Here is a 16586-nt window from a genome sequence, read left to right as displayed (position 1 = left end):
AGGATGCGACCCCTGTGCGGAAGTTGCTCCCCCCGGAGTCGAGGCGGACTCGGAGTCTCCGGTCAGCCCCGCGCCCCCAGAAGATGGTCCATGGCCAGCTGGTCGAGGTGTTCGAAGGCCATGCCACGGTCCGCGGCCGCCGTCACGTCGAAGTCCTCGAAGGCACCACGGTCGGCGAGCAGCCCGGCGAGGCCATCCTCGGCGGTCGGCAGGGACAGCTCGTCCAGGCGGGATGCCCGCAGGGCCTCCTGGACCTCCGGGTCGGCGCGGAAGGCGGCCGCACGCTCCCGAAGGATCAGGTAGTTGCGCATGCAGCCGGCGGCCGAGGCCCACACACCCGCGTAGTCCTCCGTGCGCGGCGGCTTGAAGTCGAAGTGCCGCGGCCCTTCGTAACCGCCCCTCTCCAGGAGGTCGACCAACCAGAAGGCGCTGCGCAGATCACCCGCGCCGAAGCGGAGGTCCTGGTCGTACTTGATGCCCGTCTGGCCGTTGAGGTCGATGTGGAAGAGCTTGCCCGCCCAGAGCGCCTGGGCGATGGAGTGCGGGAAGTTGAGGCCGGCCATCTGCTCATGGCCCACTTCGGGGTTGACGCCGAACAGCTCGGAACGCTCCAGGCGCTCGATGAAGGCGAGGGCGTGGCCGACGGTCGGCAGCAGGATGTCGCCGCGCGGCTCGTTCGGCTTGGGTTCGATCGCGAAGCGCAGGTCGTACCCCTGCTCCGTCACGTAGTCGCCGAGCAGGTCGAAGGCCTCCTTCATGCGGTCGAGAGCCACGCGCACGTCCTTCGCCGCACCCGACTCCGCGCCTTCCCTGCCGCCCCACGCGACATAGGTGCTGGCACCGAGCTCCACCGCGAGGTCGATGTTGCGGATGGTCTTGCGCAGCGCGTAGCGGCGCACGTCCCGGTCGTTGGCGGTGAACCCTCCGTCCTTGAATACGGGGTGCGTGAAGAGGTTCGTGGTCGCCATCGGCACGACGAGGCCCGTCGCGTCGAGCGCTTGCCGGAAGCGCTTGATGTGCGACTCGCGCTCGGTGTCCGTGGCCCCGAAGGGGATCAGGTCGTCGTCGTGGAAGGTCACTCCGTAGGCGCCCAGTTCGGCCAGGTGCCGCACGGAGTCGGCCGGGTCGATGGCCGCCCTGGTGGCGTCGCCGAACGGGTCCCTTCCCTGCCAGCCGACGGTCCACAGGCCGAAGGTGAACTTGTCCTCAGGAGTGGGCTGGTACGTCATGTGCGGCTCCCTGGATGACTGGTGCACGGCTGTGTGGCCGAGTCGGGCACGACGGCGTGCCCCATGTACGACTGCCGCGACTATTTCGTCATGGCGCTTAACAAATTAGTATCCGGAAGCATCCCTGGGAAGGTCGGACGGAAAGAAGTCCGGGCGCGCCCGGAAAGAGCCGCGGGAACGGAGACCCCCCGATGTCATCAGCGCCAGCAGCCGACGGACCCCTCGTCGTCGGCGTGGACAGCTCCACGCAGTCCACCAAGGTCCTGGTCGTCGACGCCGCCACCGGCAAGGTGGTGGCCAGCGGTCAGGCCCCGCACAGCGTCAGCTCGGGGGCCGCCCGCGAGAGCGACCCCGAGGAGTGGTGGAACGCGCTGTGCGCGGCCCTGGACCAGTGCGGCGGCGCGGCGCGCGAGGCCGCCGCTGTATCCGTCGGCGGCCAGCAGCACGGGCTCGTGACGTTGGACGCGCATTCCAGGCCGGTACGTCCCGCGATGCTGTGGAACGACGTGCGCTCGGCGGCGCACGCACGCTCTCTGGTGGACAGCCTGGGGGGCCCGAAGGCGTGGGCCGAGCGCATCGGCAGCGTGCCGGGCCCCTCCTTCACGGTGACCAAGTGGGCCTGGCTCAGCGAGCACGAGCCCGAGGCCGCCCGCGCCACAGCGGCCGTTCGGCTCCCCCACGACTACCTCACCGAGCGCCTCACAGGATGCGGCACGACCGACCGGGGCGATGTCTCCGGTACGGGGTGGTGGGCTTCGGCGACAGAGGCGTACGACGAGGAGATCCTGGGGCTCGTGGGTCTGGACCCGGAGCTCCTGCCTCGCGTGGTCCGCCCCGGTGAGGTCGCAGGCACCGTACGCGGGAGCGGCGAACTTCCCTTCTCCAAGGGCACGCTGGTCGCTCCCGGGACCGGCGACAACGCGGCGGCGGCCCTCGGGCTCGGCCTGCGCCCCGGCACCCCGGTGCTCAGCCTGGGAACGTCGGGCACCGTGTACGCGGTCTCCACGCGGCGTCCGGCGGATCCGACGGGCACGGTGGCCGGCTTCGCCGACGCGCGCGGCGACTGGCTCCCGCTGGCCTGCACGCTCAACTGCACCTTGGCCGTGGACCGGGTCGCCGCACTGCTGAGCCTCGACCGTGAGGCGGTGGAGGCGGGCGGCGCCGTCACCCTGCTGCCCTACCTGGACGGCGAGCGCACCCCCGACCTGCCGCACGCCTCAGGGCTGCTGCACGGGCTGCGGCACGACACGACTCCGGGGCAACTGCTGCAGGCGGCCTACGACGGGGCTGTGCACTCACTGCTGGGCGCCCTCGATCTGGTCCTGGACGCGGACGCGGACCGCTCGGCTCCGCTCCTGCTCATCGGCGGCGGAGCACGGGGCACGGCCTGGCAGGACACCGTACGTCGGCTCTCCGGGCGGGCGGTTCAGGTGCCCGAGGCCAGGGAGCTGGTCGCACTCGGTGCCGCGGCGCAAGCCGCCGGCCTTCTCACGGGCGAGGACCCCGCGGCTGTCGCACGGCGCTGGGGTACGGCCGAGGGGCCCGTGCTGCCCCCTGTGGAGCGGGACGAGTCGACGCTGGCGCGGATCGCCGGGGTAGTCTCCGACGCGGCGCCACTGCTCGACGCCAGGGGCCGCGAGGACGTACGGCCGTGAGGACGGAAGAACAGGGACTGACGGGGGCATGACCGCACCACCGCACGACGCGCACCGGAGCACGTCCGGAGTCCCGCTGCCCGACACCCAGCGGGGGATGCGCCGCCGCAACCTCTCGCGCGTCATGCACGCCGTCGCGGCGCACGGGCCGCTGTCCCGTGCCGCCGTGGCCACCCGGATCGGTCTGACACGGGCCGCCGTCTCCACCCTGGTGGACGAGTTGATCCGGTCCGGGCTCCTGGACGAGCTGGGCCCCGAGCGCCCCGGCAAGGTGGGGCGCCCCGGCTCCGCGCTCGCGGTCAGCGGGAGCGGGCCGGTCGGCATCGGAGCCGAAGTGGGCGTCGACCATCTCTCGGTGTGCGCGGTCAACCTGCGCGGAGAGGTACGCGCGCGTGCCGTGCGGCAGGGAGACAATCGGGGGCGCGCCCCCCAACCCGTTCTCAAGGAACTCGTCGCACTGGTGCGGCAGGTGAGCGACGAAGCCCATCTGGCAGGACTGCGCCCGGCGGGACTGGCCGTCGCGGTCCCGGGCCTCGTCGCCCGCGGCTCAGGGGTGGTGGTGCGTGCCCCCAACCTCGACTGGCATGACGTCGACCTCGGCGCCCTGCTGCCCGGCAAGCTTCCGCTGACGGTGGACAACGAGGCCAACTTCGGCGCACTGGCCGAGCTGTGGCTCGGCGACGAGGTGCCCCAGGACTTCCTCCACGTATCCGCGGAGATCGGCATCGGCGCCGCGCTGGTCGTCGACGGGCAGCTTCTGCGCGGGACACGCGGCTTCGCGGGCGAGCTGGGCCACGTGCCGGTGTGGCCGGACGGCCCGGAGTGTCCGTGTGGCGGCCGTGGCTGCCTGGAGCAGTACGCGGGCGAGGAGGCGGTGTTGCGCGCGGCGGGCCTTGATCCCGGTGCGGACCGCGTCGGACTTCTCGCGGAACGCGCCGAGCGGGGCGACGAGGACGTACGAAGGGCACTGCGCGCTGCGGGCGCCGCACTGGGCATCGCGCTCACCGGTGCGGTGAATCTGCTGGACCCGCGTTCGGTGGTGCTCGGCGGAGCACTCTCAAGGCTCGCGCCATGGTTGCTGCCGTCGCTGGAGGGCGAGTTGGGGCGCCGCACGGCGGGCACAGCGTGTGCTGTCGCTGTGTCCGGTCTTGGCCCGGACGGTCCGTTGCTGGGGGCGGCGCACTCGGTCGTACGGGCTGTGCTCGATGATCCGGCGGGGGCGGCGGCTTAGCCTGCGGGAGCGGCGGCCTAGGGGCGGCTGTCCACTCGGAGAGCGTGGGGTGGCTCGACGGGCCGCTTCCCTCTTGCCTCCCGCCTCCTTGTCAGCGCCACTGCGGCCCCCCGACGAAGTGCACGTCATACCTGTCATGCAGCCCATCCATGCTGTCCCACTTCGCCTCGCCTCGCGCGATGCGCCCCAGCTGCCGGAAGTATCCGAACCGTTCGATGCCTGGGGTGAGCACGGCGAAGAACTCCGCAGGGCCGTCGTCCGCCGCTCCGAAGGCGTGCACCGTGCCGGGCGGCACCACGATCAGACCGCCCTCGTCCACGGCCGTCAGGGCGCCGTCGATCAGGAACTCCATGGTGCCGTCGAGCACATGGAAGAGCTCGGTGGACAAGCGGTGGTGATGCGGGCGCGTGCCGTCGGCGCCGGCCGGCAGAACGAGCCGGTTGGCCCCCAGGAGCCCACCGGTCGCCCGGCTGTCCTCCAGCAACCGGAACCGGCCGCCTCCGGGCAGGGGGACTTCCTCCGCGTCTCGTGCGTGGACGATCAAGGGCTGTGGGTTGCGGGGCACGTCGTACTCCTCGGGCGCGGTGGGTGGTCGTGAGCACCAGTCCATCGCGGGAACACAGCGCGTCCAAGAAGCCGTTCATGAAGGCAGTGATCACCTGAGCCGATGAATGCGCTCGGGTGGACCGGATACGGGAGGGGCGACGACGGCTGTGGAGCTTCGGCAGCTCGAGTACTTCGTGGCGGTCGCGGACGAGGGCGGCTTCGGCCGGGCGGCGGTGCGGCTGCACGTCGTACAGGCCTCGGTGAGCCAGCAGGTTGCCCGTCTCGAGCGGGGGTTGGGTCTGCGCCTCTTCGACCGGACCACCCGTCGAGTGGGGCTGACAGCGGCCGGGGAGCGGCTGCTTCCGGAGGCGCGGGCCGCGCTCGCGGCCGATGCCCGTGTGGGGCACGTGGCTGCCGAGATGGTCTCCGGAGGGGAGGGGATACTGCGGCTCGGCACCACCAGGGCGTTCGCGGAGCGCGTGTATCCGGCCCTCGACGTGCTGGCGGAACGGGTTCCGAGGCTTCGGGTCCGTTTGGTGCAGGAGGCTCGTGAGCGGCGTATCGGGGCACTACGGAGAGGGGAGTTGGATGCCGCACTCGTCCGGGGCGGCGGACCGCTGCCGGGCCTTGAGGTGCTGGCGGTCTGGGACGATCCGCTGATCGTCGCACTGCCCGCGACCCATCCACTGGCAGCCTTGCCCCGTCTCGAACCGACCGATCTCGCGGGCCTGCCGCTGCGGTTGGCTCCACGGGAACACAACCCTGCGTTTCACGACCTGGTGACGGGCTTACTGCGGGCATCCGGCACCGACGTGCCGGCCGGCCCGCACTTCACCACCTTGCAGGAGACGCTGACTGCGATCGCCACGGACGCAGACTGTTCGGCTAGCGGGGTGGCCTCCTGGACCGTCTTCGACCTGGTGGGCGATCTTCCATCAGCCCGCCGTATCGCCTTCCGGCCGCTTCTCGGCGCGCGCTCGCCCGTCAGCCTTGCCACGCGACCGGGCCCGCTGTCCCCCGCGATCGGCCACCTGCTCGACGCCCTGGGGGCCACGCGTGCGCGTGCTCGGTAAGAGCCGCAGTAAGTACTGGGCTTCATCCCGGTGGGCGACGCGGCTTGAGTCTCCCGTAGGGGGAGACATGAAGGTGGGGTCATGAACGGCGACACGCTCTACTCGATCGGTGATCTGGCACGGCGGACCGGCCTGACGGTCAAGACCGTCCGGTTCTACTCCGACGCGGGGATCGTGCCGCCCGCCGACCGCAGCCCGGCCGGCTACCGCCTGTACGGCACCGACGCCGTCGCCCGCCTCGACCTCGTACGCACCCTGCGCGAGCTGGGTCTTGACCTTCCCACCATCCGGAAGGTGGTGGACCGGGAGGTCTCGCTCCCCGAGGTTGCCGCAGCACACGCGGACGCTCTTGAGGTGCAGATCCGTGTGCTGCGCCTGCGGCGAGCGGTCCTGACGGCGGTGGCCAAGCGCGGGTCCACCCCTGAGGAGTTGGATCTCATGCACAAGCTGGCCAAGCTCTCCGAAGACGAGCGTCAACGTCTGATCGACGACTTCTTGGACACCGTGTTCGACGGCCTGTACGACCACCCCGCCTTCGCGGCGGTCACCCGCTCCTTCACGCCCGAGCTACCGGACGACCCCGAGGCCGAACAGGTCGAGGCTTGGGTGGAGCTGGCCGAGCTGTTCCAGGATCCGGGGTTCCGCTCCACCATGCAGGGCATGGCCAGGGATCTGGCGGCCGACCGCGCCCCGGACGACAGCACCGGCCTGCCACGCGTCCTCGCCGAGGCCCTACGCGCCCAGGTCGCCCCGGCCCTGGCGGCAGGCATCGATCCGGCCTCGCCCGAGGCAGAACCGGTGGTCACGGCGCTCGCGGCCCACTACGCGCACATTCTCGCCCTCCCCGATGACACCACCCTCCGCCGGCGCCTGGTGTCCCGCCTGGAAACCATGGACGACCCCCGGCGGGACCGCTACTTGACGCTGCTCGCGGTCGTCAACGGGTGGCCCGCGCCCGAGAGTCTGGCGCCTGTACTCGACTGGGCCATCGCGGCCCTGCGCGCACGACTGCCTCAGTAGTGGGCCGGGAAAGCGCGGTCCGCGCCGACGGCCTCACCGAGCCGACGGAGCAGACCGAGCCACCGCCCCGGCGATTTCTCGCCGCCTACCGGCGCCTGATGGACGTACCCGGCTTCTGGCGGCTCGCGTCGACCGGCATGGCGTCGAAACTGCCGTCCAGCATGGTCGGCCTCAGTCTGCTGCTCCTGGTCGCCCGGGATCACACGTACGGAACCGCAGGCTTGGCGGTGAGCGCCTTGGCCGTAGGCCAAGGAGTCACCGCTCCCCTGCGCGGCCGTCTCGTCGACCGGCTTGCATCGTGCCCGGTCCTGCTGGGTTTTCTGGCCGCGTACTTGGTGGCCGCAGCCCTGCTGGTCCTGGTGGTCAGCGGCGGCGGGCCCGTCGGCGCGATCCTCGCACTCGCCACGATCATGGGCGCGAGCGCGCCTCCCGTAGGCGTCATGATGCGCTCGGTCTGGCACCGCTCGATGAGCAGTTCCTCGGACGCCGGGTTGCTGGCGACGGCGATGGCTCTCGACTCGTCGATGATGGGTACCGCGCTGATCAGCGGCCCCGTGCTCGCCAGTTGGCTCAGCCTGTCGCTCTCGCCGGTCGCGCCGTTCGCTGTCGTGGGGCTGCTGACGGCCGCTTCAGTGGGCCTCCTGATCAACTCGCCGGGCCCGCAGTCACGTTCCGCTCAGCCCACTCGGCCCACTCGGTCCACTCGGTCCGGGCATTGGCTCGGCCCCCTGGCGTCCGCTCCCCTGCGGCGCCTGCTGGCCGCGGACGCGCTCTTCGTCATGGCGGTGACCGCGGTGGACGTGGTGCTGCCGATCTACGCACGGGAGTACCACGCGGCCGGGTTCACCGGCCTGTACCTGGGGATCTTGTCCATCGGCAGCGTGCTGGGCAGCCTCGCTCTGGGCGCCGTTCCGACTCTCCTGTCCCACGGCCCCAAGGTCTCCGTACTCCTCTGCGTCTTCGCAGCCGGGGCCGGAGCGCTGACGCTCGCTTCAGGGATGTCGCCTCTCGTGGTGCTCCTGGCCTGCCCGCTGGCGGGGCTGGTGATCGGATGTACGTTCGCGGCGCTGCGCACGGCCGGCGGCGACCTCGCCCCCGGGGGACGCATCACCGAGGCGATGTCCTGGTTGAGCAGCCTCGACATGGTCGGCGGTGCGGTGGGCGCGGCGTTGTTCGCGCACATCGCGGCGGACCAGGGAAGCCGAGCCGCCCTGCTGCTGATTCCAGCGGCCGCCCTGCTCGCCGCGGCGATCGGGTGGAACACGCGTGGTCGGCAACCGTGACGGTCCGGGGCACCGAACCGCCGTAGCGTGCCCGGCAGTATGTCGTTCTGGTGAACCGAGCGTCGTCCTCGTGTCCCACGGGCAGAAATCGCGAGACTGGTCTGACTGTACTGACTGAACTAGCTGCACTGAGTGGACTGAGTGCACAGCGTGAACCGGAATCGGATGCTCCCGGGAGACCGGACAGATCTGCGGGAGAGGGACAGCAATGGAAATGGATCGGCATGCCCACGTCCTGAGTGGCACCAGCGACGAAGCCGCGCGTCACTACGAACGAGCGCTCAGCGCGCTGCTGTTCTTCCGTGGCGAGGTTGCCGACGAGGCGCAGGCCATGGTGGCGGCCTCTCCGGATTCCGCGATGGCGCACGTCTTGGGCGCCTACCTCGGCCTTCTCGGCACTGAGGAGAAGGACGCAGCCGCCGCCCGTCGTTCCTTCAGCGCTTTCCGAGGCGCAGTCGATCCTGCCGGGCTCTCGCCTCGCGAGCAGATGCACGCGGCCGCTGCCGAGACGTGGTTGGAGGGGAACATGCTGCGGGCCGGGGAGATCCTCGGCGAGATCAGCACCGAGTTCCCCCGCGACGCCCTCGCCCTGGCCGTCGGTCACCAGATCGACTTCTTCACCGGGGACGCGCAGCGGTTGCGTGACCGGATCGGTGGCGCACTCTCCTCGTGGGAGGGCGATGACCCGCACTTCGGTCCACTGCTGGGGATGTACGCCTTCGGGCTCGAAGAGGCCGGGCACTACGGCCACGCGGAGGAGGTAGGACTACAGGCGGTCGAACGTCACCCACGGGATGTGTGGGGCATCCACGCGGTCGTCCACACCTACGAGATGCGAGGGCTGTTCGGCGAGGGGATCCGCTATATGGACGCGCGGACCGAGGACTGGACCGACGGCAACTACCTTTCCGTGCACAATGCGTGGCACTACGCCCTGTACGCGCTCGAGGCGGGCAGCGTCGAACGCGTCCTCAGCGTCTACGACAACACTCTCCACAACGAGGCGTCGCAGGCCATCGCCATGGAACTCCTGGATGCCTCCGCCCTGCTGTGGCGGCTTCTCCTGGTCGACATCGATGTCGAGTCCCGTTGGACTGCCCTCGCCCAGGCTTGGGCCGGGCGTGGGGACGGCGCCTACTACGCCTTCAACGATGTCCACGCCGTGATGGCGTACGCGGGGGCGGGACGGCTCTCTGATGCCGAACGGCTGGTCAAAGACCGCGAGCAGTGGCTTGCCCGGACCGACGTCTCCGTGTCGAATCACGCGATGACACGCAACATCGGCATCCCGGTGTGCCGTGCCCTCATCGCCTACCGGCAGCGGCAGTACGCCCGCGTGGTCGAGTTGCTCGCCCCCATTCGCTACCACCTCAATTCCTTCGGCGGCAGCCACGCACAGCGCGACGCCATCCAGCGGACGCTCGTGGAGGCGGCCATCCGTTCCGGCCGACACGACCTGGCGCGCACTCTGCTGAGTGAACGCATCAATTTGCGCCCCATCTGCCCCTACAACTGGCGGGCACGTGCCCGACTGGCCGACCGGCTCGGAGACACGGCTCAGGCCGCGTCCGCCCGCGCCCGTGCGGAGGAGCAGGCCGCTGTGGGCGCGGCTGCCTTGGGCTGAGTACGACCCGGACATCCCTCAACACCATCGGGCCCCCTCGGCACCCTCAGATTTCTCGTCCTCGCGGCACTCTCAAGGGTGACAGCGTTATCCACAATCACGGTGCTGTACACAGATTCGTCCGGAGCTCTTCCGGCTCAACCATCCCTCGCCGTAGCGTAATTGACGCGGGACACCATCGCCCTGACGGCGTTTCATGTCCTCGCGGATCGGGGGATTCAGGTGTCGGGAGCAAGCCGTCCTGGGCTGCGTCGCGGGGCCATCGGGCCGCACAGGGTCCAAGTCCCCCACGGAACGACAGAGGAGAGCAGTCCGCCATGAACCAGCCTCGTATCCTGACCGTCCGGCCCGAACCGGGCGAGTTCGCCTGGACGTTCGGCGGTGCGCCACCCGTGGCGCGGATCGCTCCGGGTACGGTGCTCGACCTGTACACGGAGGACTGTTTCGCGGGGAGCGTGCGCTCCGAGAAAGACCTGGTGTCCGAGGTCTGCCAGTTTCCGTTCCTGAATCCGCAGACCGGCCCCTTCCACGTCGAGGGCGCGGAACCGGGCGACACCGTCGCCGTGCACTTCGTGTCGATCGAACCGGCCCGCGACTGGGCGGCGTCCACCACAGTCCCCCTCTTCGGGGCGCTTACCTCTACCCACGCCACCGCGTCGCTCCAACCTCCGCTGCCCGAGACCGTATGGATATGGCAGCTCGACCGGGACCGGCGCACCGCACATTTCAGCGCACGTGACAGCGACTTCGAGATCGCGCTGCCAATGGACCCGATGCACGGCACGGTCAGCGTCGCACCGGCCAATCTGGAGGTGCGCTCGGCTCTCGTGCCCGACGCGCACGGCGGCAACATGGACACTCCCGAGATGCGGGCCGGCGTCACCTGCTGCTACCTCGGGGTGAACGTGGAGGGCGCGCTCCTGAGCCTGGGTGACGGACACGCCCGGCAGGGCGAGGGAGAGACCTGCGGAGTCGCCGTCGAGTGCGCGATGAACACAGTCGTGATCGTCGAACTCCTGAAGGAGATCACCACACCCTGGCCGCGCCTGGAGTCCGATACCCACATCATCTCCACCGGCTCGGCACGTCCGCTCGAAGACGCCTTCCGAATATCCCAACTCGACCTGGTGCAGTGGCTGGTGCGGGACTACGGCTTCAGCGAGCTCGACGCCTACCAGTTCGCGACCCAGACCGTCGAGTCGCCGCTCGCCAATGTCTGCGACACCAACTACACGTGCGTGGCCAAGATCCGCAAGGAGTGGCTGCCCGCGCGCGAAACTCACCAGGGGCTGCACGCCCGGCTGCGCGAGGCGGCCGCGCTGTTGCCCCACTGAGAATCCAGCTGTTCCCCCCACCGAGAGGCAGGCCAGCCATGGATCGAGCAAGACGTTTCCCCAGCAGGCGCAGGCTGTTGCAGGGAGCGGCCCTGGCCGCCGTCCCCGCCGCGCTCCTCCCCGCCACCCGCGCCGTGGCCCGACCTCATGCGGTCGACTATCCGCTCGCCGAGTGGGTTCCGGCAAGCAGCTCCAACTACACGGCCGCCAACCGTCCCAGCACCTACCCCATCGACTACGTGATCGTCCACGTCACACAGGAGACCTACGCCGACACGCTCGCCATCTTCCAGAACTCGGCGAAGAAGGTTTCGTCCCACTACGTGGTGCGCTCCAAGGACGGCCACATCGCCCAGTGCGTCCGCGAACGCAATGTCGCCTGGCATGCGGGCAACTGGAACTACAACACCCGAAGCATCGGCATCGAACACGAGGGGTGGGTGGATCAGCCCGAGTACTTCACCGACGCGATGTACGAGCAGTCCGCGCTGCTGACCTCGGCCATCTGCGATACGTACGACATCCCCAAGGACCGCAAGCACATCATCGGGCACGTGGAAGTGCCCGGCACCGACCACACCGATCCAGGGCCGCACTGGGACTGGACGCGCTATATCCGCTTGGTCAACTCTGCGTGACGTCAGTCGGCTCGAACAGGGGCGATCACTGAGGCACTTGTTCGACCCTCGTCGGGGCACTTGCCGCAGCGCTTGTCGGAGCACGCTCACGGGGCGACGATGGCTGCACCCCATCGCCGTCCCGGGAGGCCGAGTTGACCGAAGCATGGGTGGCGCTGGAAGCCGGTGCCGATCCTGCCGAGCGGGTGCGGGTGCTGCGGCGCGCCCACGAGAGGTTCACCGAGGCGGGGACGCTCACGCGACCGGTGCGTTCCGTGGTGGCCGAGTCGTGGCGGCGCTCGGCCAGAGCGAGGGTCAGCCCGGAGGACACCGGCGCGGCGGTCGAGCTCACCGACGGGGATCTCGGTTCGTATCGGGCCGAACATCCGCTGGCCGGGGTGATGCCGCTGTTCCGTGAGCTGATGGGCACGTTCGCGATGGACGGTGAGCATCTTCTCGCGGTGTGCGACGCGCACGGCAGGCTGCTCTGGGTCGAGGGACACTCCGCGACCCGGCAGAAGGCGGGGCGGATGAACTTCGTGCCGGGTGCGCGATGGGCGGAGTCCGCGATGGGGACGAATGCTCCGGGGACGGCGGTGGCGGTCGATCGGCCGGTGCAGGTGTTCGCGGCCGAGCACTTCATCCGGCGCGTCCAGCCGTGGACGTGCGCGGCGGCCCCGGTGCACGATCCGCGGACCGGGCGGCTCCTCGGAGCCGTGGACATCACCGGGGGCGACGGACTGGCGCATCCGCACAGCCTCGCCTTCGTGCAGGCGGTCGCTCGGGCGGCGGAGTCTCAACTGGCGCTGCTGTCACCTCCGATGGCGAACACGGAGACCGTGGGTCTCACCGCGCTCGGCCGTGACGAGGCGCTGCTGCTGACCAGTGGTCGCAAGGTGCGGCTGAGCCGCAGGCACAGCGAGATTCTCGTCCTGCTCGCCAGCCACCCGGACGGCCTGACCGGCGATGAGCTGCTGTGCGCGCTGTACGAGGACGAGTCGGTGACGCCGGTGACGCTTCGGGCCGAGCTGGCGCGGCTACGGCGGCTTCTGGGGCCAGAGCTGCTGGGGTCACGCCCCTACAGGATCTCGTTGCCGGTCGAGTCTGATGTCGACGCCGTCGAGCGACGGCTCGGTTCGGGGGCGGTCACCGCGGCCGCCGCCGCGTACGCGGGTCCACTCCTGCCCGCTTCGCAGGCGCCTGCCGTGGCCCGGCTGCGGCGCAGGCTCGCCGATCAGCTTCGAGCTGCCCTCATCGCACGCCGCGACCCGGATCTCCTGGCGGACTGGGTGCACTCCCCGTGGGGTGAGGACGACCTTCCGGTCTGGCGAGCGCTGGCGCAGATCCGGGCGACGCCACCGGTGCTGGCGCGGCTCCGGGAGCTGGATGCGGAGCTCAAGGGCGTGAGGCAGGTGGTGGGGAGCGCACCTGCCGGGCGCATGCCTGCCGGTCCGAGGCCTGCCTGAGGGGCGGGGGCGCAGTGTGTGGGTGCGGGGTTGCCTGGCAATCGAACCGACGGCCAGCTTCCGCAACGTACCTGCAACGTCCGCGCTCCTACTCTCCGGGGCGAGAGCTGCCCAACGGCGGGCAGCCTTCCCCGGGAGGCCAGCAAGATGACCCGTTACGCAGCGCCCGGCACCGATGGCGCAGTTGTCTCCTACCAGGCCCGCTACGACCACTTCATCGGCGGCGAGTACGTCGCGCCCGCCCGAGGCCAGTACTTCGAGAACCCGAGTCCGGTCAACGGAGAGCCCTTCACCGAGATCGCCCGCGGCACGGCAGAGGACGTCGAGCGGGCCCTGGACGCGGCGCACGCCGCCGCGCCCGCGTGGGGCCGCACCTCCGCGACCGAACGCTCGGACATCCTGCGGAAGATCGCCGACCGCATGGAGGCGAACCTCGAGCAGCTCGCGGTGGCCGAGAGCTGGGAGAACGGCAAGCCGGTACGCGAGACGCTGGCCGCCGACATCCCGCTCGCCATCGACCACTTCCGCTACTTCGCGGGGGTCATCCGCGCGCAGGAGGGTTCGCTGAGCGAGGTGGACGAGGACACCGTCGCGTACCACTTCCATGAGCCGCTCGGTGTTGTCGCGCAGATCATTCCGTGGAACTTCCCGATTCTGATGGCGGCATGGAAGCTCGCACCCGCCCTCGCGGCGGGCAACGCGGTCGTCCTCAAGCCCGCGGAGCAGACTCCGGCCTCCATCCACTACTGGATGAGCCTCGTCGCCGATCTGCTGCCGCCCGGTGTCGTCAACATCCTCAACGGCTTCGGCGTCGAGGCGGGCAAGCCCCTCGCCTCCAGCCCACGCGTCGCGAAGGTCGCCTTCACCGGTGAGACCACGACGGGGCGCCTGATCATGCAGTACGCCTCGGAGAACATCAAGCCGGTGACGCTGGAGCTGGGCGGGAAGTCGCCCAACATCTTCTTCGACGACGTGTGGGACCACAACGACGACTTCCGTGACAAGGCGCTCGAGGGCTTCACGATGTTCGCCCTCAACAACGGAGAGGTGTGTACCTGTCCGTCGCGCGCCCTTGTCCAGCGGGGTCACTACAGCGAGTTCATGGAGGCGGCGGTCGCCCGTACCGAGCAGATCGTGCCGGGGCACCCGCTGGACACCGACACGATGATCGGAGCCCAGGCCTCCAACGACCAGTTGGAGAAGATCCTCTCCTACCTGGACATCGGCCAGCAGGAGGGCGCCAAGGTACTGACGGGCGGTCAGCGAGTGACGTACGACGGCGAGTTGGCCGGTGGCTACTACGTCCAGCCGACCATCTTCGAGGGTGACAACCGCATGCGGATCTTCCAGGAGGAGATCTTCGGCCCGGTCGTCTCCGTCGCGTCGTTCAACGACTTCGACGACGCCATCAAGACCGCCAACGACACGTTGTACGGCCTCGGCGCCGGGGTGTGGACGCGCGACATGAACACCGCCTACCGGGCGGGCCGTGCGATCCAGGCGGGCCGCGTCTGGACGAACTGCTACCACGCCTACCCCGCACACGCGGCGTTCGGCGGCTACAAGCAGTCCGGCATCGGCCGCGAGACGCACAAGATGATGCTGGAGCACTACCAGCAGACGAAGAACGTTTTGGTTTCATACAGCCCGAAGAAACTTGGGTTCTTCTAGAGTCTCAAGTCGGTTGCCTGGAGGCACCGATGCGCTCCAGGCAACCCGACACGATAGCTACCCAATGCAATCAGTCGGGTTCTTCTAGTTACTCTCTGGCGCCCAGTGGAGTTCCACTCGGACCAGTCACGGACCAAATTTGTGCTGGAGAACGTCACCCCGCGAGCCGCACCCGGCGTGAACAAGGCCGTTGTCAGTGCCATGGTCGACAATAGAGGGCATGCGAGGACTTCCACTCAGTAGCGAACCTTCCTGCTGCCCGTCGACATCCAGGTTGAGCCGATGAACACCGATGTCGCACACCGCATCGCGCAGTTGGGCAGTCGTCTGGGACTCGGCGTCGTCGCCGTCGTCGGGGCCGGACTGTTTCTCTCCGCCCGGTACCCGACCAGCGCCGGTCTCGCCGCACTGCTGTGGGACGCCGTCGACGCCGACCCTGCTGCCCGAGCGGACCTCGCTGCCGAACTCGGCAAGGCAGACATGCCAACGAAACTGCTGGATGTTGCATTGTGCTCTGACCTGCTTACATAGCGCGTTCATTCCCTTTCGGAGCCCGGCCCCGCCATCGCTGCCCTGCTGGCTCGCTGTTCCTTAATTGGCGCTCGTACGCGGGGTGTTGAGAAAAACCGAAGCTACTGGTCACCGGATGCGATGATCGGTTGGTGATGAGGTGGAGGGGGGCTCCTCTGGCTGCGCGCCACAGGCGGCAGGCGGATGAGGCGATACGGAAGCTGCGTGAAGACGCCGAGGTGCTCAGGATCGGTCCTGTGCCGGGTCCGGTTCGGGTGGCCCTGCGGCGCTATCACCAACGTCGAGTACGAACGTGGGTGTTGTATGGCCTGTTCACCTACATCTGTCTCCGCGTCATCGGCGAGGGGCTGTCGAACTATGTGAAGCAAGCAGACGAACACGCCGAGCGGATTCCGTACTACGGCGACGCGAAGGCTCTGGCCGTTTGGTTCGTCGGCGACGTTGGCGCAGGTGCTATTGCCTTGCTGCTGCTGACATACCCTTTGTGGTCGCTTCTGGCTTCTGTCGCCCGGATGTGCGGTGCAGGTGGCTACACTTTCGAGCGCGTGAACGTCTGGACGCATTTGATCGGGCAGTGCGCGGACATCGTGCGCTCTCCCGGAAGTCGTGATGCTCACCTCCGAGCACTGTCCCTTCGGCTTCCAGTGATGCGCGTACGAGGTGCTCGGATGTCCCGAGGGTCCGTCCCCTTCTTCTCACGGCGTAACGGACCGTTGAAGAGCCACGCGGCCCAGGTTGTGGGGGCGTTGCGTGCCGCTGAGGCCGAACTGGACAAGGACCCGCAGAAGGCAGCGCGCGGCCTTGCGCGCATGGCGTTGACGATCAGCGAACGGTACGCCTCGGGGCGGCTCGGAGCGCTCTTGGACGAACGGGACCTCAAAGGGCCGCATCGGATGGGTGATGCGGTGCGCCTGTCGCTCACGGTCGTCCTGGTCGCAGCGATTGTCATAGCGGCAGCACGGCAGGGGGTGCCCGAGCCAGCCGCGATGGCTGCCGCTGTGGTTGTGGTGGCGATCATCTATCGGAACGCGGCTGCTGGTGGAATCGCGGGTGTCGGCTTGATCGTCCTGGAGCTGCTGCTGGGCTCCTTCTTCCCCGGCAAGTAGTGACCCCCGGGGGACGCAAGCTGGCACGTCCCAGCCCGTCTAAGGTCGCTGTCCCCGAGGGAGAGGGCAGAACCGACTGCCCCCTTCAACTACAAGAGTTTTCCCGGGGGCGATCTCGGTCTCACCGGCGTCACCCGATCAGTGGCCTCGTTGAAAACGCTCACTGATCCCCCCCCCCCGAACGGCCGAACTCGGGGCCC

Annotated in this window: 14 protein-coding genes; 12 read left to right on the top strand and 2 right to left on the bottom strand. The window is 69.2% G+C overall.

Annotation, left to right across the window (positions count from 1 at the left end; translation table 11 throughout):
* Window positions 1-62 precede the first annotated feature (62 nt).
* A complete protein-coding gene (gene xylA, locus AB0E78_RS34660; protein ID WP_361841310.1) occupies window positions 63-1229 on the bottom strand; it encodes a xylose isomerase in 1167 nt (388 codons plus the stop codon).
* 191 nt (window positions 1230-1420) lie between these two features.
* Between xylA and xylB the strand changes: the two genes are divergently transcribed.
* Together xylB and AB0E78_RS34650 are read left to right on the top strand one after the other, a co-directional pair.
* Window positions 1421-2884 (top strand): xylulokinase, encoded by a 1464-nt coding sequence (gene xylB, locus AB0E78_RS34655; protein WP_361841308.1) that lies wholly within the window; start codon window positions 1421-1423, stop codon window positions 2882-2884.
* Window positions 2885-2912: 28 nt separating this feature from the next.
* Window positions 2913-4115, top strand: a complete 1203-nt coding sequence (locus tag AB0E78_RS34650) for an ROK family transcriptional regulator (protein WP_361841305.1) — start codon at window positions 2913-2915, stop codon at window positions 4113-4115.
* A 91-nt stretch (window positions 4116-4206) separates the two neighbouring features.
* On the opposite strand, the gene AB0E78_RS34645 is transcribed toward AB0E78_RS34650, so the two are convergent.
* On the bottom strand, window positions 4207-4680 hold the full coding sequence (locus AB0E78_RS34645; protein WP_361841303.1) for a cupin domain-containing protein: 474 nt from the start codon (window positions 4678-4680) through the stop codon (window positions 4207-4209).
* A 148-nt stretch (window positions 4681-4828) separates the two neighbouring features.
* On the opposite strand from AB0E78_RS34645, the gene AB0E78_RS34640 reads away from it, so the two are divergent.
* From AB0E78_RS34640 to AB0E78_RS34595, 10 genes are all read left to right on the top strand, one after another.
* Complete coding sequence (locus tag AB0E78_RS34640; RefSeq protein ID WP_361841300.1) at window positions 4829-5734, top strand: LysR family transcriptional regulator; 906 nt, start codon at window positions 4829-4831, stop codon at window positions 5732-5734.
* 81 nt (window positions 5735-5815) lie between these two features.
* Window positions 5816-6754 (top strand): MerR family transcriptional regulator, encoded by a 939-nt coding sequence (locus tag AB0E78_RS34635; RefSeq protein ID WP_361841298.1) that lies wholly within the window; start codon window positions 5816-5818, stop codon window positions 6752-6754.
* Window positions 6754-8037 carry an MFS transporter gene (locus AB0E78_RS34630; RefSeq protein ID WP_361841295.1) on the top strand — a complete coding sequence of 428 codons (1284 nt, stop codon included), beginning with the start codon at window positions 6754-6756 and terminating at the stop codon, window positions 8035-8037. The genes AB0E78_RS34635 and AB0E78_RS34630 overlap by 1 nt, the downstream gene beginning before the upstream one ends.
* Before the next feature lie 214 nt (window positions 8038-8251).
* A complete protein-coding gene (locus tag AB0E78_RS34625; protein WP_361841293.1) occupies window positions 8252-9661 on the top strand; it encodes a tetratricopeptide repeat protein in 1410 nt (469 codons plus the stop codon).
* A gap of 317 nt (window positions 9662-9978) precedes the next feature.
* Window positions 9979-10995: an acetamidase/formamidase family protein gene (locus AB0E78_RS34620; RefSeq protein ID WP_361841290.1), complete on the top strand. Its 1017-nt coding sequence runs from the start codon at window positions 9979-9981 to the stop codon at window positions 10993-10995.
* A 38-nt stretch (window positions 10996-11033) separates the two neighbouring features.
* Window positions 11034-11633, top strand: coding sequence for an N-acetylmuramoyl-L-alanine amidase (locus AB0E78_RS34615; RefSeq protein WP_361841288.1), 600 nt, complete (start codon window positions 11034-11036; stop codon window positions 11631-11633).
* A gap of 134 nt (window positions 11634-11767) precedes the next feature.
* A complete protein-coding gene (locus AB0E78_RS34610; protein WP_361841285.1) occupies window positions 11768-13078 on the top strand; it encodes a GAF domain-containing protein in 1311 nt (436 codons plus the stop codon).
* 147 nt (window positions 13079-13225) lie between these two features.
* On the top strand, window positions 13226-14749 hold the full coding sequence (locus AB0E78_RS34605; RefSeq protein ID WP_361841282.1) for an aldehyde dehydrogenase family protein: 1524 nt from the start codon (window positions 13226-13228) through the stop codon (window positions 14747-14749).
* A 282-nt stretch (window positions 14750-15031) separates the two neighbouring features.
* Window positions 15032-15280 (top strand): hypothetical protein, encoded by a 249-nt coding sequence (locus AB0E78_RS34600; RefSeq protein ID WP_361841279.1) that lies wholly within the window; start codon window positions 15032-15034, stop codon window positions 15278-15280.
* 299 nt (window positions 15281-15579) lie between these two features.
* Entirely contained in the window at window positions 15580-16386 is an 807-nt protein-coding gene (locus AB0E78_RS34595) for a hypothetical protein (RefSeq protein ID WP_361841276.1), read from the top strand.
* The last annotated feature ends 200 nt before the right edge of the window (window positions 16387-16586 follow it).

It is taken from the genome of Streptomyces sp. NPDC032198, assembly GCF_040636975.1.
GTDB lineage: Bacteria > Actinomycetota > Actinomycetes > Streptomycetales > Streptomycetaceae > Streptomyces.
This window is presented reverse-complemented; position numbering and strand designations above follow the sequence as displayed.